17 protein-coding genes and 2 tRNA genes are annotated in these 18,736 nt (G+C 48.2%); 2 read left to right on the top strand and 17 right to left on the bottom strand.

Annotated elements, in window-relative coordinates; translation table 11 throughout:
* The 11 genes from ACN0UN_RS09095 to rlmE all read right to left on the bottom strand — a co-directional run.
* A partial coding sequence (locus tag ACN0UN_RS09095) for a translation initiation factor IF-2 N-terminal domain-containing protein (RefSeq protein ID WP_417659699.1) occupies positions 1 to 1,710 on the bottom strand: 1,710 nt, incomplete at its 3' end.
* A gap of 23 nt (positions 1,711 to 1,733) precedes the next feature.
* Positions 1,734 to 3,233: a transcription termination factor NusA gene (gene nusA / locus ACN0UN_RS09090; RefSeq protein WP_417659698.1), complete on the bottom strand. Its 1,500-nt coding sequence runs from the start codon at positions 3,231 to 3,233 to the stop codon at positions 1,734 to 1,736.
* Between the two features lie 24 nt (positions 3,234 to 3,257).
* Positions 3,258 to 3,686 carry a ribosome maturation factor RimP gene (rimP, locus tag ACN0UN_RS09085; protein ID WP_417659700.1) on the bottom strand — a complete coding sequence of 143 codons (429 nt, stop codon included), beginning with the start codon at positions 3,684 to 3,686 and terminating at the stop codon, positions 3,258 to 3,260.
* Positions 3,687 to 3,876: 190 nt separating this feature from the next.
* Positions 3,877 to 3,953 (bottom strand) — tRNA-Met (locus tag ACN0UN_RS09080).
* 64 nt (positions 3,954 to 4,017) lie between these two features.
* Positions 4,018 to 4,102, bottom strand: a tRNA-Leu gene (locus ACN0UN_RS09075).
* 25 nt (positions 4,103 to 4,127) lie between these two features.
* Positions 4,128 to 4,454, bottom strand: coding sequence for a preprotein translocase subunit SecG (secG, locus tag ACN0UN_RS09070; RefSeq protein WP_417659697.1), 327 nt, complete (start codon positions 4,452 to 4,454; stop codon positions 4,128 to 4,130).
* A gap of 3 nt (positions 4,455 to 4,457) precedes the next feature.
* Positions 4,458 to 5,222 (bottom strand): triose-phosphate isomerase, encoded by a 765-nt coding sequence (tpiA, locus tag ACN0UN_RS09065; protein WP_417659696.1) that lies wholly within the window; start codon positions 5,220 to 5,222, stop codon positions 4,458 to 4,460.
* Between the two features lie 90 nt (positions 5,223 to 5,312).
* On the bottom strand, positions 5,313 to 6,653 hold the full coding sequence (glmM, locus tag ACN0UN_RS09060; RefSeq protein ID WP_417659695.1) for a phosphoglucosamine mutase: 1,341 nt from the start codon (positions 6,651 to 6,653) through the stop codon (positions 5,313 to 5,315).
* Positions 6,650 to 7,468: a dihydropteroate synthase gene (gene folP, locus ACN0UN_RS09055; RefSeq protein WP_417659694.1), complete on the bottom strand. Its 819-nt coding sequence runs from the start codon at positions 7,466 to 7,468 to the stop codon at positions 6,650 to 6,652. Before folP ends, glmM begins: the two co-directional genes overlap by 4 nt.
* Positions 7,469 to 7,528: 60 nt before the next feature.
* Positions 7,529 to 9,457, bottom strand: a complete 1,929-nt coding sequence (gene ftsH / locus ACN0UN_RS09050; protein ID WP_417659693.1) for an ATP-dependent zinc metalloprotease FtsH — start codon at positions 9,455 to 9,457, stop codon at positions 7,529 to 7,531.
* 45 nt (positions 9,458 to 9,502) lie between these two features.
* Positions 9,503 to 10,129, bottom strand: coding sequence for a 23S rRNA (uridine(2552)-2'-O)-methyltransferase RlmE (gene rlmE / locus ACN0UN_RS09045; protein ID WP_128351095.1), 627 nt, complete (start codon positions 10,127 to 10,129; stop codon positions 9,503 to 9,505).
* Positions 10,130 to 10,210: 81 nt separating this feature from the next.
* Here rlmE and yhbY point away from each other — a divergent pair, with 81 nt between their 5' ends.
* On the top strand, positions 10,211 to 10,519 hold the full coding sequence (gene yhbY, locus ACN0UN_RS09040; protein WP_417659692.1) for a ribosome assembly RNA-binding protein YhbY: 309 nt from the start codon (positions 10,211 to 10,213) through the stop codon (positions 10,517 to 10,519).
* A gap of 7 nt (positions 10,520 to 10,526) precedes the next feature.
* Here the strand turns inward: yhbY and ACN0UN_RS09035 are convergent, their stop codons facing one another.
* On the bottom strand, positions 10,527 to 10,970 hold the full coding sequence (locus ACN0UN_RS09035) for a helix-turn-helix domain-containing protein (protein ID WP_417659691.1): 444 nt from the start codon (positions 10,968 to 10,970) through the stop codon (positions 10,527 to 10,529).
* 192 nt (positions 10,971 to 11,162) lie between these two features.
* Between ACN0UN_RS09035 and ACN0UN_RS09030 the strand changes: the two genes are divergently transcribed.
* On the top strand, positions 11,163 to 11,432 hold the full coding sequence (locus tag ACN0UN_RS09030) for a helix-turn-helix domain-containing protein (protein ID WP_128351098.1): 270 nt from the start codon (positions 11,163 to 11,165) through the stop codon (positions 11,430 to 11,432).
* A gap of 28 nt (positions 11,433 to 11,460) precedes the next feature.
* Here ACN0UN_RS09030 and greA read toward each other — a convergent pair whose 3' ends face one another.
* The 5 genes from greA to ACN0UN_RS09005 form a co-directional block, all read right to left on the bottom strand.
* Positions 11,461 to 11,937 carry a transcription elongation factor GreA gene (greA, locus tag ACN0UN_RS09025; RefSeq protein WP_128351099.1) on the bottom strand — a complete coding sequence of 159 codons (477 nt, stop codon included), beginning with the start codon at positions 11,935 to 11,937 and terminating at the stop codon, positions 11,461 to 11,463.
* Complete coding sequence (carB, locus tag ACN0UN_RS09020) at positions 11,934 to 15,158, bottom strand: carbamoyl-phosphate synthase large subunit (protein ID WP_417659690.1); 3,225 nt, start codon at positions 15,156 to 15,158, stop codon at positions 11,934 to 11,936. The genes greA and carB overlap by 4 nt, the downstream gene beginning before the upstream one ends.
* A 2-nt stretch (positions 15,159 to 15,160) precedes the next feature.
* The gene (carA, locus tag ACN0UN_RS09015; protein WP_417659689.1) at positions 15,161 to 16,312 is read right to left on the bottom strand and encodes a glutamine-hydrolyzing carbamoyl-phosphate synthase small subunit; all 1,152 of its coding nucleotides are present in this window, start codon (positions 16,310 to 16,312) and stop codon (positions 15,161 to 15,163) included.
* A 197-nt stretch (positions 16,313 to 16,509) separates the two neighbouring features.
* Positions 16,510 to 17,298 carry a 4-hydroxy-tetrahydrodipicolinate reductase gene (dapB, locus tag ACN0UN_RS09010; protein ID WP_417659688.1) on the bottom strand — a complete coding sequence of 263 codons (789 nt, stop codon included), beginning with the start codon at positions 17,296 to 17,298 and terminating at the stop codon, positions 16,510 to 16,512.
* A 91-nt stretch (positions 17,299 to 17,389) separates the two neighbouring features.
* Complete coding sequence (locus ACN0UN_RS09005; protein ID WP_417659687.1) at positions 17,390 to 18,601, bottom strand: dicarboxylate/amino acid:cation symporter; 1,212 nt, start codon at positions 18,599 to 18,601, stop codon at positions 17,390 to 17,392.
* Positions 18,602 to 18,736 lie beyond the last annotated feature (135 nt).

Genomic DNA, 18,736 nt, shown 5'->3' with positions numbered 1-18,736 from the left:
GGCCATGCCACTTGCATTCGCTTTGAGATCAAGTACTTCAGCTTGTAATAAGATTGACTCAAGTAATTGCTCAATACCTTCGCCTGAATGCGCTGATACTGGCACAAACATCACGTCACCGCCCCACTCTTCAGGGATAACGTCACGCTGCGCAAGTTCGTTTTTAACACGATCAGGATCAGCTTCTTCTTTATCCATTTTGTTGATTGCAACAACCAATGGCACGCCAGCAGCTTTCGCGTGCTGAATTGCTTCCAAAGTTTGTGGCATTACGCCGTCGTCGGCTGCAACCACCAAGATAACGATATCCGTTGCACCTGCACCACGTGCACGCATTGACGTAAATGCAGCGTGACCAGGAGTATCAAGGAAGGTGATCATGCCGTGATCGGTTTCAACGTGGTAAGCACCAATGTGCTGGGTAATACCACCCGCTTCGCCGCTTGCCACTTTCGCTTTACGAATATAATCCAACAACGAGGTTTTACCGTGGTCAACGTGACCCATAACGGTAACAACCGGTGCACGCGACACCTGCTGCTGGTTTTCAGACTCATTACGGTCTGCCAAGATTTCTTGCTCAAGCGCGTTCTCACTAACCAACAACACTTTATGACCCATTTCTTCAACGACTAATGACGCCGTTTCCTGGTCTAAAACCTGGTTAATTGTGACCATCTCACCCATTTTCATCATGGTTTTGATCACTTCGCCAGTTTTAACAGCCATGCGGTTTGCAAGTTCACCAACGGTGATGGTTTCACCGAGCTTCACTTCACGCTCTACTGGCGCTGCAGGCTTATTAAAGCCATGCTGCAAGGTAGAACGTTTCGAGCCTTTCCGACGTTTTTCACGGCGCGGTGATTCATCACGCTCGTCATCTTTACCACGACGCTTACTCTTGTTGCGACGGGCACGACGTTCTTCACCTTCGTCTTGCTCATCTTCAGCCGCTTGCGCGGTTTGCGATGTGGTGAAGTGAACTTCTTCTTGCTCAGCTTTCTTACGCTTGGCTTCTTCTTCTTGCCAGCGTGCTTCGTTTTCTTCTGCCAAACGGCGTGCTTCTTCCGCTTGTTTTAAAGCTTCAGCTTCAGCTTTTTTACGCGCTTCTTCTTCTTGCGCTTTACGCAAACGATCGGCTTCAGCTTTAATTTCATCAGCTTTTTGACGTTCTTCAGGCGTCATCGCTGCACGCTTTTCAGCTTCAGCTTTGGCCTTAGCTTTTTCTTTTTCTTTGCGTGCTGCTTCTTGTTTCGCTTTTTCTTCCGCCGCTTTAGCGTCTGCTTTTGCTTTGGCTTCTGCCGCTGCTTTCGCTTCTTCTTCTTTGCGCTTGGCTTCTAAGGCTAAACGTTCTTGTTCTGCTTTCTGATCAGCTTTTTCTTGGTCTTCACGTTGCTGATCTTCCAGCGCTGAGCGCTTCACATAAGTGCGTTTCTTACGCACTTCAACTTGAACAGATTTGTTACGACCTGGGCCGCCACCAATACTCAAGGTGCTTTTTTCTTTGCGCTTTAACGTCATTTTGGCCGGCTCACTTGGGCCACTGCCACCATGCGCTTTGTTTAAATGGGCTAACAGGGCCTGTTTTTCGTCTTCCGTCACACTGTCGCCTGGCTGCTTTTTCATGCCTGCTTCCGCAAACTGTTGCACCAAACGATCAACTGTCGTACCGACATCGTTAGCTAGTTTATCCAGCGTTACTTCTTCCATAGTCTGTAGTACCCCCGTTGATCTTATTCTTCATTACCGAACCAGCAGATGTTACGCGCTTGCATAATCAGCTCGCCTGCTCGCTCTTCGGTTAGTTCGTCAATATCGGCCAAATCATCAATACCTTGCTCTGCAAGGTCTTCTAAGGTGACGATACCGTGACTTGCAAATACGAAAGCCAAATGACGATCTAAACCTTCAAGGTTCAGTAGTGTTTCATCTGGCTCAGCACTTTCTAACGACTCTTCGTTGGCCAAGGCTTGTGTGGTTAGCACGCCTTTCGCACGGCTACGTAATTCTTCAACGATGTCCTCGTCCATACCTTCAATATCTAACAGCTCGTCAACTGGTACATACGCGATTTCTTCTAAGGTTGAGAAGCCTTCATCCACCAATACTCCAGCGAAATCTTCATCGATACCTAACTTCGACGTAAACAAGTCGAGCACTTTTTGTGCTTCGGCTTGGTTCTTCTCATTAAACTCATCAACCGACATTACATTCAACTGCCAACCCGTTAACTGGCTTGCAAGGCGAACGTTTTGGCCTGCTTTACCGATAGCTTGCGCAAGGTTGCCTTCTTCAACTGCGATATCCATTGTGTGAGCTTCTTCGTCAACCACAATAGACGCAACTTCAGCGGGTGCCATGGCGTTGATTACGAACTGCGCTGGGTTATCATCCCACAGTACGATGTCAACTCGCTCGCCACCTAATTCACCCGACACAGCTTGTACACGTGCACCACGCATACCAACACAAGCACCAACAGGGTCAATGCGACGATCGTTACTCTTCACCGCAATTTTTGCCCGCGAACCTGGATCACGCGCAGCACCACGGATTTCAATCATTTCTTCGCCGATTTCCGGCACTTCAATGCGGAACAGTTCAATCAAGAAATCTGGGTGCGTACGGCTGATAAACAACTGTGCGCCACGTGCCTCTGGGCGAACTTCATACAATAAGCCACGCAAACGGTCGCCAGCGCGGAATGATTCACGCGGCAACAAGTCTTCACGGTAAATAATAGCTTCTGCGTTGTTACCTAAATCTAAAATAACGTGCTCGCGCGTGGCGCGTTTTACGATACCGCTGACTAATTCGCCAACTTGATCTTGGTATTCATCAACCACTTTCGCCCGCTCGGCTTCACGAACCTTTTGTACGATAACTTGCTTGGCAGTTTGCGTCGTGATGCGGTCGAACTCAATTGAGTCAATTTGCTCTTCAACATAGTCACCCGCTTGAACACTTTCGTCTTCATACTGAGCAGCTGCTAAGCTGATTTCGCGATACGGGTGCTCAAGTGGCTGCTCACTGTCGTCAACCACTAACCAACGACGGTACGTATCAAATTCACCAGTATGGCGATCAATACTTACACGTACATCGATGTCACCGTCATATTTCTTTTTGGTTGCGTGCGCGAGCGCAGACTCAAGCGCTTCAAAAATCTTTTCTTTTGAAACATCTTTTTCATTTGAAACTGCTTCTGCAACCAATAATATTTCTTTTGCCATTGTTTTGCCTCGCCTACGCAATCCTTAGTTAAACTGAGGAACTAAATGAGCTTTCTTGATTGATGACTGCGCTACTTTAAACGCTTCGCCATCAATATTGAATTCAACGTAATCGCCATCAACTGCAGCAATTACACCTTTAAATTTACGTTTACCTTGTTGGGCCATGGTCAGCTCTACGGCTGCCGTTTCACCCAGGTAGTCAGCGTACTGAGCCGCTTTGAAGAAAGGCCGTTCCATACCAGGCGAAGAAACTTCAAGGAAATATTCACTTTGAATTGGATCTTCTACGTCTAAAATTGCACTAACCTGATGACTGACTTTTGCACAGTCATCTACACTTACGCCATCTTCATGGTCAATATAAACACGCAGCGTAGAATGCTTACCTGCACGCACAAATTCTACGCCCCACAAGGCATAGTCAAGTGCTGAAACAGCAGGTTCTATCATGTCGAATAAACGGTCTTCAATACGAGCCAAGTTTGCTAACTCCTAAAAACAAAAAAAGGGCGTAAACGCCCAGTGTTGTTGACTGCCCACTCAGTTGTACGCTCATACGCAGAACTGCCGCAGCAAAGGTCACATAGTAAAAAGCCCCGAACTGCTGCGGGGCTTTTAAAACACTGGACCCTTTTGTAATTGGTTGCGGGGGCAGGATTTGAACCTACGACCTTCGGGTTATGAGCCCGACGAGCTACCAGACTGCTCCACCCCGCGTCCGAAAACGTGTCCATATTATAAGGGTTTCCAACGGAAACGCAACCGTGGCCGGTCGCTAATTTGGTGCGGATGGCGGGACTTGAACCCGCACGCCCTAAAGCACTACCCCCTCAAGATAGCGTGTCTACCAATTCCACCACATCCGCAAAAAATCTTTTAGCAATTAAATGCTTAGTTACTACCTGGAACGTCACTATCGTTCGTAGGCACTGCTGGAACTTCTTCCACTGGCACTTCAATTTCATCGAAGTTACCTTTGGTGTCGCCATTGCCTGAGGATAAGTTACCTAGAATTAAACTCAGTACAAAAAACACAACAGCCAAAACAGCAGTTGTACGGGTTAGGAAGTTACCTGAACCGCCCGAACCGAATACAGTATTCGACGAACCAGCGCCGAATGAAGCGCCCATGTCTGCGCCTTTACCCTGTTGAATCATAATAAAACCAATCAGGATTAACGCAACAATCAAGTAGGCAATCAATAATATTTCGTACATAGCTTACTTACTCCGGGTTTGTGCAGCATCGCAGATGGCTACGAATTGCTCTGGCACTAAACTTGCGCCGCCTATCAAACCACCATCTATATCAGCTTGTGCAAAAAGTTGCTCAGCATTATCAGCTTTCACGCTACCACCATACAAAATCTGTAAGTTGGCGCCTGAAGGCCCGAATTTTTCATTTAACCAGTTACGTATAAATGCGTGAACTTCCTGCGCTTGTTCCGGCGAAGCGGTCAAGCCAGTTCCAATTGCCCAAACTGGTTCATAGGCAATCACTAAACGTTCTGCGCTTTCAATGTTCTGCAGCGCTTCACTCAGTTGCTGCGAAACAACATCAAAGGTGCGTTGCTGCTCACGTTCTTGCGCGCTTTCGCCAACACATAGCACTGCAGTCATCGGTGATGTTTCGAGCACATGGCTAACTTTCGCAGCAATACGCTTGGCATTATCACCATAAAACTGGCGGCGCTCAGAGTGCCCGATAAGAACCATGCTGGCACCAGCTTCCTGCACGAGTGCAAGGCTGTGTTCTCCAGTGTGGGCACCGTTCGAGTTCTCGTTCGCATCTTGCGCGCCTAACCGCACGTTGTCGTAAAATGCTGCTTGCTGCCAAGCGGGCATTAATACTGCGGGTGGACATACCACCACGCTTACTCCAGCGTGCTGTGCGGCACTGTCTCGGAGTGCTTCAGCCATGGTTACGACCAAGGCGCGGTCGCCGTTCATTTTCCAGTTAGCAATAACTAACGGTTGGCGTTGCATCTAAACCTCTGACTTCATTGAGAGCGGCGAGATATTACATAACCTCGCCCCAAGTTACAAGCAGTGAATGCTTAAATAGTTGTTCACTGATTAATTACTAGCCGCTTCCACTTCACTGGCAATTTCTTCAGCAAATTTGCGTACAGTTTTTGCTTCTTTGCCTTCTACCATGACACGTATTAACGGCTCAGTACCCGACTTGCGCAACAACACCCGACCATTGTTACCCAAAGCTTGTTCAACTTCGGTAACCACCGCTTGCACATTATCAGCTGCCAACGGGTCGGTTCCAGCTTCGAAACGCACATTCACTAACGCTTGCGGAAACTTGGTGAAGTTTTGCAGTAAATCGTCAAGGCTTCGGCCTTCGCGTTGCATTGCGGTAAGTACTTGCAAACCTGCAATGATGCCATCGCCGGTGCTATGGAATTGGCGATTAATAATATGGCCGGAATTTTCACCACCAATACGCCAATCACGTTTCACCAGCTCTTCCATCACGTAACGGTCACCAACTTTAGCCCGAACAAATGGAATGCGGCGATCAGTAAAAAACTTTTCCAGTGCAAAATTACTCATCAACGTGCCAACAATACCACCTTGCAGCAGGCCGTCTTGTTGAGCCGCACGCGCAAGAATATAAATAATATCGTCACCATCAACCACGCGGCCTGATGCGGTTACCATCATGATCCGGTCGCCATCACCATCAAGCGCAAACCCTAGGTCAGCGTTTACTTCAAGCACTTTGGCGCGCAGCGCATCAAGGTGGGTGGCACCACATTTTTCATTGATATTGACGCCATTTGGCTCCGTACCAATTTCCCAAATGTCTGCCCCCAATTCGCTGAGCACATCAGGGGCAATATGATAAGTTGCGCCATGCGCGCAATCGACCACTATCTTTAAACCTTTGAGTGATAAGTCAGACGGGAACACGCTTTTACAAAATTCAATATAGCGCCCTGGCGCATCATCAATGCGACTCGCCCGCCCCATATTCTCAGAAGGCACGCACCGAATTGGTTCATCCAATAAGCGTTCTATTTCTGCTTCGACACTGTCCGGCAGTTTACTGCCTGAGTCTGAGAAAAATTTAATGCCATTATCGTAATAAGGATTATGCGAAGCGCTAATTACAATCCCCGCTGCCGCGCGAAAGTTCCGCGTCAAATAGGCAACCGCTGGGGTTGGCATAGGGCCTAAAAACTCCACGCTGACACCGGCAGATAGCAAACCAGCTTCTAGCGCTGACTCCAGCATATACCCAGACAAACGGGTGTCTTTGCCCACCAATACACGATGGTTGCCATTTGCTGACAATACAGTACCGGCAGCCCATCCCAGTTTTACAGCAAAATCTGGGGTAATCGGAAAGTCACCAACGCGGCCACGAACCCCGTCAGTGCCAAAATATTTACGCTCACTCAAGCGAATTCTCCAGCCAAGGTTGCTGCAACGACTTTCATTGCATCAACCGTTTCCTTGACATCATGCACACGAATAATCTGTGCCCCTTTCATCGCGGCAATCGTTGCCGCTGCAATGCTACCCGCTAAGCGCTCGCTGACCTCACGGTTGGTAACTTGACCGACCATGGATTTGCGCGACATACCAATTAACAATGGCAGTTGCAGCTCATGGAACGCTTGCAAGCGTTGTAGCAACTGGTAATTATGCCTGACAGACTTACCAAATCCAAAGCCCGGATCGAGATATATATTATTTTTTTGAATGCCCGCGCTCACACAGGCGCGTACGCGCGCATCTAAAAACTGTTTTACTTCCACCACTACATCGTCGTAGCGCGGCTCGTGCTGCATGGTACGCGGTTCGCCTTGCATGTGCACCAGACACACTTTCACGTCCGGTCTGCTCGCTAGCAATAGCGCGGCACCTGTATCGCGCAGCGCATTGATATCATTAATCATACGCACGCCATACTTGAGTGCTTCGGCCATCACGGCTGTTTTGCACGTATCGACTGACAGCGACACATCAAAGTTTTCACGCAGCTTTTCCACAATCGGAATGACGCGCTCAAGCTCTTCTTGAGCGCTGACGCCTTCGCTTCCTGGGCGTGTTGATTCGCCACCAATATCAAGCCATGCGGCACCATCAGCAACCATGTGTTCGGCTTGATAAAGTGCCCGGTCAACCTGATTAAACTTGCCACCGTCTGAAAACGAATCAGGTGTTGCGTTCAATATACCCATGACTTCAATGTTTGTGCGTGTATCCGACATGACTTCGTACCTGTGTTCACTCAAAAAAAAGCCCCGAATTACGGGGCTTCTTATTATTGCTTAACTGGCTGGAGAATCTCCAGCTGGTTTGCTCGTTGGCACCGGTTTGCTAACTTCAGACTCACCGTCATCACCACCGGGTTTATTACTGTCACGCTGCTGCCAGTCTCGTGGCTCGCGCACGTCACGACGATTCATCAAGTCATCAATCTGATCTGCGTCAATGGTTTCATACTTCATTAACGCATCTTTCATGGTATGCAAGATGTCGACGTTTTCTTCCAAGATACGTTTCGCGCGATCGTAGTTGCGATCAATAAATAGCTTCACTTCTTGGTCAATGGCACGCGCAGTATCATCTGACATGTGCTTATGCTGCGTCACCGAGCGACCTAAGAACACTTCGTTTTCATCTTCCGCATACAGCAATGGCCCCATTTTTTCGGACAAGCCCCACTGAGTCACCATTTTGCGAGCAATTTGGGTTGCGCGTTCAATATCATTTGAAGCGCCAGTGGTAACTTTTTCATCGCCATAAATTATCTGTTCCGCCAAACGGCCCCCAAACAGACTTGAAATCATACTTTCCAGATGCTGCTTAGAGTGGCTAACACGGTCTTGCTCAGGCAAGTACATGGTAACCCCTAATGCACGCCCACGCGGTATGATGGATACTTTATAGACTGGGTCATGCTCAGGCACCAATCGCCCGACAATCGCGTGACCAGCTTCATGATAGGCAGTCATCGCCTTTTCTTCTTCGGTCATCACCATTGACCGACGCTCTGCACCCATCATGATTTTATCTTTGGCTTTTTCAAACTCTTCCATGGAAACGACTTTCTTGTTGCCACGCGCTGCGAACAAGGCGGCTTCGTTAACCAAGTTGGCTAAATCAGCACCCGAGAACCCGGGGGTACCGCGCGCTATAACTGAGGCTTCAACGTCTTTGCCCAAGGGTACTTTTCGCATGTGTACTTTAAGAATTTGTTCACGACCACGCACATCCGGCAAACCGACCATCACTTGACGGTCAAAGCGACCAGGGCGCAGTAAAGCAGGGTCTAAAACGTCCGGACGGTTTGTTGCAGCAATAACGATAATACCCTCATTGCCCTCAAAGCCATCCATTTCTACCAACATTTGGTTCAACGTTTGTTCGCGCTCATCGTGACCGCCACCTAAACCAGCACCACGTTGACGTCCAACAGCATCAATCTCGTCAATAAAGATAATGCACGGTGCAGCTTTCTTCGCTTGTTCAAACATATCACGGACACGTGAAGCACCCACACCAACAAACATTTCTACGAAATCAGAACCTGAAATCGAGAAAAACGGCACCCGTGCTTCACCGGCAATGGCTTTCGCCAATAATGTTTTACCTGTACCTGGAGGACCTACCATGAGCACCCCAGTCGGAATTTTACCGCCCAGATGCTGGAAGCGACTTGGGTCTTTCAAGTAATCAACCAACTCGCTGACTTCTTCTTTGGCTTCATCACAACCCGCCACGTCAGCAAATGTGGTTTTGATTTGGTCTTCGCTCATCAACCGCGCTTTGCTTTTACCGAAAGACATCGCGCCGCGGCCGCCGCCACCACCTTGCATTTGTCGCATGAAAAATATCCACACGCCAATCAGTAAGATCATCGGGAACCAAGAAATGAAGATTTGAGCTAACATGCTCGGTTCTTCTGGCAGCTTGCCGTTTACTTCAACGTTGTTTTCTAACAAGTCATCCAAAAGTTTCGGATCATATTGAGTTGGCACTACCGTTGTAAACGGTTCACCACTGCGCGCTTGCGCAGTAATCACCCGCCCGTCGATATCAACCTTGCTTACGCCACCGTTATGCACTTGGTTGATAAACTGGCTGTAGGGCACTTGCTGGCTAGTGCTGCCGCTTTGACTGAAGTTATTAAACACAGTCATTAAAACTACGGCTATCACAAGCCATAGTATGAGATTCTTTGCCATATCGCTCAAAGCTGACTACCTCTTGTTTGCATTTGTAGCACGCCTTACAGAGTACTACAGTTTGTATCCGGTCGCTACCAGATACACCTCACGAGAACGCGCTCGTGATGAATCAGGTTTGCGGGTTTTCACCGTAGTGAATGCCGCACGTAAATCTTTCAAAAACTCTTCAAACCCTTGCCCCTGAAATACTTTGACGACAAAACTGCCGTTTGGTTTCAATACCTGATGACACATATCTAAAGCCAATTCAACAAGATACATTGATCGCGGCTGGTCAACATTGTCATTACCACTCATATTGGGTGCCATATCGGACAATACAACATCTACGTTTTTGCCGCCAATTCGGCTCAACAGCGCAGCTAAAACTTCTTCGTCACAAAAGTCACCTTCAAGAAAGTCGACACCGGCGATTGGGTCCATCGGTAAAATATCACAGGCGATGACTTCGCAATTACCGTGTAGGCTATCTACCACAAACTGTGACCAACCACCCGGCGCTGCGCCAAGATCCACCACCGTCTGACCTTGTTTTAAAATTCGGTCGCGCTGCTGAATCTCTTCTATTTTAAACACTGCGCGGGAGCGATAGCCCTTTTTTTGCGCTTTCTGTACATAATGATCGCTAAAGTGTTCTTGTAACCAGCGTGTACTGCTGGCGGAGCGTTTTTTTGTCATGTTTCTCTTACCAAACTGGCTTCTTCTACCCAGATGGCGGTAGAATAGCGAAAATTCAAGTCAATTGATGGGATATATTACATGGCAACGGCCGTAACCTTAAGCAATAAACAGAAACAACACCTAAAATCGTTGGCTCATTCGTTAAAACCGGTCGTCTTGTTGGGCGCTAATGGTCTGACTGAAGGCGTCATGGCGGAAATTGAACTGGCTCTTGAACATCATGAGTTAATTAAAGTGCGCGTACCTGATGAAGATCGGGAATTGCGTGAGCAAGTGTATGCAACCATCGTTGCGCATACAGGCGGCACGAAAGTTCAAGTTGTGGGTAAAATTTTGACATTATATAAACCAAGCCCTGCGGGAAAAATTCAACTGCCGCGCGCTTAACCTTCGACTACCCTTTCCGATTTCCCTGTGCTGTCGCCAATGCAATTGCTACTTGGCGCAGCGCAGTGTCCAGTAACATACCGTCACCGCGCCGTTTCAAAAATGTTTCAGCCATTATCTGACGGTTCTGCTCGGTCATCTCGACCTTATAATGCTGCATTATCGGCTCTACGTGCTCGAGTGCCTTGAGCGTTAAAGTCACGGCTTCATTAGACTGATACTCGGTTCCCGTTTCACTCACAACCGAACTCACATTCGGATAAAACAAATCGGTGCTCGGCGCGAAGAACCAATCTAACGACACGTTGTGTCGCAGCAAACCTTCGACAACACGATCATAATTAACTGAGTTTCGGCGTTTCCAATTGCTGTGTGTACTGGGAGGAAGCCCCAACCAACGCATGATCGCGCTCGCTGACTTTTGCTGTGATACCAGTGCTAACCGCGCCATACAGGTATCCACATCCGGTAAATCAAGGTTGCTTTTGAGCGTTGTCTGTGGTCTATTTTGTGCGGTTATGTCATTTGACACTGTATTATTATTTTTTACGTCATTTGACATAAAAAGCCTTCATATGAGTTAACTTTGGAACTCTCTGTGAATTAATTATTCACTACCATTGAACAAGAAGCACTATACCTGATGGACAGTAAACAAATCAAAAAGGAATTAATGCGGCGCGGATTCGATTTTTCGATGATTGCTGAAGCACTCGGGAAGAGCCCTTCTCTGGTGTCGAAGGTTGCATCCCGCAAGGCACGCTCACAACCGGTAGCATTGGCTATTGCAAAAGCGTTAGGCGAGGATATTGAAGTCGTTTTTCCTGATGTTGAGGCGTATCATCAACAGCCTTTAACGAGCGAGCAACGCAAACAAAAACAGCGCGAACTGGTCGCGCTGTTGAAGGGTTAATACTTTCTAACCTTATATATTCAAACGGCTAAACGTAAGCGACGTTCACCACTTCGTATTCAACTTCTCCGTTTGGTGTATTAACCCGTGCCACATCGTCAATTCCTTTACCAATCAGCGCGCGCGCAATCGGCGAGTTGATTGAAATAAGATTTTGCTTAATGTCAGCCTCGTCGTCACCCACAATTCGATAGGTAACTTCCTTTTCGGTTACGGTATTATAGAGTGTCACCGTCGCCCCAAAAATGACTTTGCCTTGGTTTGGAACTTTGGTGACATCAATGATTTGCGCATTGGACAATTTAGCTTCAATTTCTTGAATCCGTCCTTCACAAAACCCTTGTTGTTCCCGTGCCGCGTGGTACTCGGCATTTTCTTTAAGATCGCCATGCTCCCGCGCATCAGATATAGCCTGAATAATACGCGGTCGATCTTCTGTTTTTAAACGTTTCAATTCTACCCGCAACATTTCTGCGCCGTGGGTAGTCATTGGAATTTGATTCATCGTTCTAAAACCCTTTTATGCAGTGCCTGCAACGAATTTACGCGCGCACGGTCATCCGCCGTATTCGCTTTCACTGTCGCAAACGCTGCGTTTAATGTTGTGGTATAGATTACTTTATTCAACAGCGCTTCACGACGAATGTAGACGGAGTCTTCAATCGCCTGACGCCCTTCAACTGTATTGATAATGTAACTGTACTCGCCGTTCTTAATTGCATCAACAATATTCGGCCGGCCTTCCTGCAGCTTATTCACTACAGAGCAAGCTATACCATCGTCTTTAAGTAATTTTGCGGTGCCGCGTGTCGCTTCCAAACTAAAGCCAAGCCCGATAAGGCCGCGCGCCAAGTCAAATAAGCGTGCTTTGTCGCCATCACGAACCGACAGCAAGGCTTTACCAGCTTTCGCCAGTGCTTCACCTGCACCCAAATTCGCCTTCGCATAAGCTTCTTCAAAGCTTTCGCCTACGCCCATCACCTCACCGGTAGAGCGCATTTCAGGACCACGGATTGGATCCACACCCTGGAACTTAGCAAATGGAATCACCACTTCTTTCACAGAGTAGTACGGTGGAATAACTTCTTCCGTATACCCCTGTTGTGCAAGTGACTGCCCCACCATAACGCGCGCTGCTATCTTCGCCAGCGGCAAACCAGTAGCTTTGGAGACAAACGGAACAGTGCGCGCCGCCCGCGGATTCACTTCAATCAGATAAATTTCATCATCTTTTACCGCAAACTGCGCATTCATCAAACCATTAACACCCAGCTCAAAGGCCAGTTTACGCATCTGATCACGCAACTCGTCCTGAATCTTATCGCTTAACGAATAAGGGGGTAATGAACAGGCGGAATCGCCTGAATGCACACCGGCTTGCTCGATATGCTGCATGATGCCGCCAATCAGTACATCAGTACCGTCACAGATGGCATCAACGTCCACTTCGATGGCGTTATCGAGAAAACGGTCTAACAATACCGGTGCTGAATTCGAAACCTTCACGGCGTCAGTTAAGTAACGCAATAAGTCAACTTCATCGTAGACGATTTCCATGGCGCGGCCACCCAACACGTACGAAGGACGCACAACCAATGGGTAACCAATACGCGCAGCTTCACGCAATGCCTGATCAACCTTCGTTACCGTTGCATTTTCTGGTTGTTTCAAGCCCAACCGCGTTACGGCACTTTGGAAGCGCTCACGGTCTTCAGCACGGTCAATCGCATCAGGTGACGTGCCTATCACTGGCACACCGTTCGCTTCAAGCTCACGGGCCAATTTAAGCGGCGTTTGACCGCCATACTGCACAATAACGCCTTTCGGTTTTTCAACACGAACAATTTCCAGAACATCTTCCAGAGTAATCGGCTCAAAGTACAAGCGATCAGAGGTGTCATAGTCCGTTGAAACAGTCTCTGGGTTACAGTTCACCATGATGGTTTCATAGCCATCTTCACGCAGCGCCAGCGCCGCATGAACACAACAATAATCAAATTCAATACCTTGACCAATGCGATTTGGGCCGCCACCGATAACCATAATCTTGTCGCGATCACTCGGAGCTGCTTCACACTCTTCGTCGTAGGTGGAGTACATGTATGCCGTATCTGAACGGAATTCCGCCGCACAGGTATCAACACGCTTGTACACGGGGTGAATACCTAGCTCATTACGACGGCGGCGAACCTCAGTTTCAGCCACATCAAGCAGGTCGGCAATACGCTTGTCAGCAAAGCCTTTACGTTTTAATAACCGCAATACATGCGCATCAAGGCCAACCATGCCAAGCTTCTGAATTTCGTCTTCAAGCAGCACAATTTCTTCTATCTGAATTAAGTACCACTCATCAATACGCGTCAGTTCAAATACTTCACGCACTGTCATGCCCAAGCGAAACGCATCGGCAATATAGAAGATACGCTCGGCACCAGGTTCTTTCAGCTCACGAATAACTTTGCCGCGCGATTCTGCGTCATTCGGATCAACCATCGGGTCAAAACCCGACACGCCGATTTCCAAACCACGCAATGCTTTTTGCATTGATTCTTGCTGGTTACGACCAATTGCCATCACCTCACCCACTGATTTCATCTGGGTGGTTAGGCGGTCGTTACAACCCGCAAATTTTTCAAAATTGAAGCGCGGTATCTTGGTCACCACGTAGTCGAGCGCAGGCTCGAATGACGCCGGTGTTACACCGCCAGTAATTTCATTTTCGAGTTCATCAAGGGTATAGCCAACAGCAAGTTTCGCCGCCACTTTGGCGATTGGGAAACCTGTCGCTTTCGAAGCCAATGCCGATGAACGGGACACCCGCGGGTTCATTTCAATAATAACCATGCGTCCAGTATCTGGGTCGACACCAAACTGTACGTTTGAACCGCCGGTTTCAACGCCGATTTCGCGCAATACGGCCATCGCGGCATCACGCATCAGCTGATATTCTTTATCAGACAGTGTTTGTGACGGCGCAACGGTGATTGAATCACCCGTATGAATACCCATGGCATCAAAGTTTTCAATCGCGCATACGATAATGCAGTTGTCCGCTTTGTCGCGAACCACTTCCATTTCATATTCTTTCCAACCAATCAATGACTGGTCAATAAGCAACTCTTTGGTTGGCGATAAATCTAACCCGCGGCGACAAATTTCTTCAAACTCTTCGCGGTTATAAGCGATACCACCACCGCTGCCGCCCATGGTAAAGCTTGGGCGAATAATCAGCGGAAATCCAAATTCTTCCTGAATTTCGAAGGCTTGCTGTAAGCTGCGTGCAACTTTTGCATTCGGTGTTTCAAGCCCAATGGCTTTCATTGCTTTATCGAAACGATCGCGGTCTTCCGCTTTGTCGATAGCATCGGCGTTGGCACCGATCATTTCTACGTTGTATTTATCCAGTACACCATGCTTATCTAGCTCAAGTGCACAATTCAATGCCGTTTGCCCACCCATGGTTGGCAATACTGCATCAGGGCGCTCAACTTCAATGATTTTCGCGACCACTTCCCAATGAATTGGCTCAATGTAGGTTACATCCGCCATTTCAGGGTCGGTCATGATGGTTGCCGGATTAGAGTTAACCAAAATGACCCGGTAACCCTCTTCGCGCAGCGCTTTACATGCTTGTGCGCCAGAGTAGTCGAATTCACAGGCCTGGCCGATAACAATCGGGCCAGCGCCAATAATCAGAATGCTTTTGATATCGGTACGTTTTGGCATAGTTACTGGCTCATCAATTCAATAAAGTGGTCAAATAACGGTGCGGCATCGTTCGGCCCCGGACTTGCTTCTGGGTGGCCTTGAAAACTAAATGCTTTCACATCAGTACGTTCAATACCTTGCAGGGTACCGTCAAAGAGTGACTTGTGCGTGGCTTTAATGTTTTCCGGTAAACTTGTTTCATCAACCGCAAAGCCATGGTTTTGACTGGTAATCATCACGCGTCGCGTGGCTAAGTCTTGCACTGGGTGGTTAGCACCATGGTGGCCAAGCTTCATCTTAGTCGTTTTTGCGCCACTGGCTAACGCCAAGAGTTGGTGGCCAAGGCAAATACCAAATATCGGCATTTTCGCCTCAATCAATTCTTGAATTGCGGTTATTGCGTAATCGCACGGCTCTGGGTCACCGGGGCCATTGGATAAGAACACGCCATCCGGTTTCATTGCCAATACGTCTTTGGCAGGTGTTTGCGCCGGTACCAATGTCACCTTACAACCACGGTCCGCCAACATTCTCAGAATATTGCGTTTACACCCATAGTCATAGGCAACAACATGGAATTTAGGGTCACTTAGCTCACTAAAGCCCTGACCAAGCTTCCAGCTTTTGCTCGTCCACTCAACCGGTGTGCGAAGGCTTACTTCTTTGGCTAAATCCAGCCCTTTCAGGCCAGGAAACTGCTGTGCAAGTTCAAGCGCTTTGTTTGCGTCAATTTCACCGGCAATATTGCCCGCAATAATGCAGCCGTTCTGCGCACCTTTCTCGCGCAAAATGCGAGTTAATTTGCGCGTATCAATATCCGCTATCCCAACCACATTGCGTTGGCGCAAATAATCCCCCAACGACTGCTCGCCGCGGAAGTTACTGGCCTTTAACGACAGATCACGAATAATCAGGCCTTTTGCCCAAACGCGATTCGATTCTTCATCTTCGTGATTGGTGCCGTAATTGCCGATGTGGGGATAAGTAAGAGTAACGATCTGTTCTGCGTAGGAGGGGTCGGTGAGAATTTCTTGGTAACCGGTCATGGCGGTGTTAAAGACAACTTCACCAACTGCGGTACCGCCGGCGCCAATCGCCGTGCCGTGAAAAACAGTCCCATCGGCAAGTACCAAAATGGCTTTACTTGCTGAGTGGCTCGCTAGAATACTCAAGGTTAACCTCCGTACATAAAAAAACGGGTGAATCAAATAATGACTTCCCCGTTGATTACCTTGCACCAGCGTCGGATATTCATTCAATGAATACCAGTGGAGTGCGCGTTTCAGCTTGCCTGAAAGTTACCGGCAAATTGATCGTATTCTACAGAAAATACGGCCTTGGGTAAACTGAAAAATCACGCAGCTTTAAGCTAAGCCAATTGTTTCAAAAGTGTATTCAAAGCCAGCATGTCAGCCATCGCATACCGACCTCTCGGCTGCTGGGTTAGCCACTGGGCTGCTTGCACGGCGCCTTGTGCAAAAATATTCCGATTGCCAACTTTGTGCGTTAACTCAATACGTTCACCTGGCTGCGCAAATAAAACACTGTGTTCGCCAATGATGTCGCCAGCACGAATTACGGAAAAGCCAATACTCCCGGCTTCACGAACGCCGTCACCACGAATTCCGGCAGACACTTGGGGTAAAGATTTACCGCGACCTTCGGCGGCACTTTCTCCAAGCACCAATGCGGTACCCGACGGAGCGTCGCGTTTGGCGCTATGGTGTGCTTCAATAATTTCAATATCGCAATTTGGGAGTGCCGCGCTGGTTAGTTTCACCAGTTGTTGCAGCAAGGTGATGCCAACGCTGGTATTCGCGGCATATAATACAGGTATCTGCTGTGCAGCAGCATCAATAGCTTGCTGTTGCTGTGCGTTTAGTCCGGTGGTGCAAATAACGACTGGCAGTTGTAACCGCTGCGCATGCTGTAAATTATCTGTCAGCGCCTGCGGCAGCGAGAAATCAATCAGCACATCAGCTTGCTGGGGCGCAAGCTCACTAAGCGTTTGATAATGCAGTGAGGCGAAAACTGGTTGCCCACGGTGTTCGGACTGATCACTAACTATTGCAGCAGTAACATGCACCCCTGCCTGCTTAGCTGCTGCAATAACGGCCTGTCCCATACGCCCGCTGGCCCCGAGAATTCCTACGTTCATAAAACCTCGTCGTTATTAGTTAATCGTTAATCGTTAATCGTTAATCGTTAATCGTTAATCGTTAGTGAGAGTTTAGCGAAGCTCACTGGGATTAGCTATTATCCTTTAACGACTCACGTTGCGTTCCCAACACGACGGACACAGCCATATCCCCAGTCACATTGGTCGCCGTGCGCGCCATATCAATAATTCGGTCTATCGCCGCAATAAACGCTATCCCTTCAAGTGGCAAGCCAATCGCATTTAAGGTTACCGTCAACATAACCATGGCGGTGCCCGGCACGCCAGCAGTACCCACAGACGCTAAGGTTGCGGTTAGCGTAATGAGCAAGTAATCGGCCCAATCAAGAGGAATTCCATAGATTTGGGCAATAAAAATAGCCGCAATTGCAGGATAAATACCGCCACACCCGTCCATGTTGATGGTTGCACCAAGCGGTAAAACGAAACTCGCATATTCCTTTTTCACGCCAAGCTTTTCAGTTATTGCCTGATGTGCTGCGGGAATAGTGCCGAAGCTACTGCAGGTTGTAAACGCCACCAATTGGGCTGAGAAAATCGACTTAAAGAAAAACCAAGGCGACATGCCCGCTAACCGCACCATCGTGCCGTACACAAATACAATGTGAAGTACACACGCCAAATAGATTGCACCAATGAATGCAGCCAGCGGCGTCAAGCTCGATAAACCATAATGACCAACCACCCAGGCCATTAAGCCTAAAACGCCAAATGGCGTTAGCTCCAATACCATTTTGGTAATTCGGTACATAACTTGCGCGCCAGCTTTTATCGCATCACCAAGCGGCTTAGCCACATCACCTAGCTGATTGATCGCAACGCCAACTAGCGCGGCGAACACCACGATTTGGATAACATTGCCCTCGGCTAGCGCGGCAAAAGGATTGGTTGGCACGAAGCTCAGCAATACCTCAATTGGCCCCGGAACAACTTTGGGAACATAGCCGCTGTCAGCAACCAAATCTGGCGATGGGGTGACATTGAGTAACTGCCCAACCGCAAGCCCTATCAAGCTAGCAATAACGGCCGTTAACAAAAACAGGCCGATGGTTTTGATACCGATTTTGCCAGCACGCTCGCCACCACCCAATTGCAAGATGGCACTGACAATGGCAGTGAAAATTAACGGCGCAACCAACATTTTCAAGGCATTGATAAATAAGGTGCCTAAGGGCCGCAACGACTGGGCTATTTCAGGCTGAACCACGCCAATGATCACGCCAACAGCAAAGGCACCGAGCACACGCTGCCAAAATGGAATTGCAAACCAAGTTTTAAACATAACACCTCTGTAAGTACGTTATTCGTTGCTCGTTGTTCGTTTTGCTGTGTATTGTACTAACGCTGGCGGGCGGGCTTTAGTTCAATTTAATCTGACTTATAACCAAGAAGTTTTATCGGTACCTAAAAACAAACA

It is taken from the genome of Pseudidiomarina sp. (genome assembly GCF_048267825.1).
Taxonomy (GTDB): domain Bacteria; phylum Pseudomonadota; class Gammaproteobacteria; order Enterobacterales; family Alteromonadaceae; genus Pseudidiomarina.
This window is presented reverse-complemented; position numbering and strand designations above follow the sequence as displayed.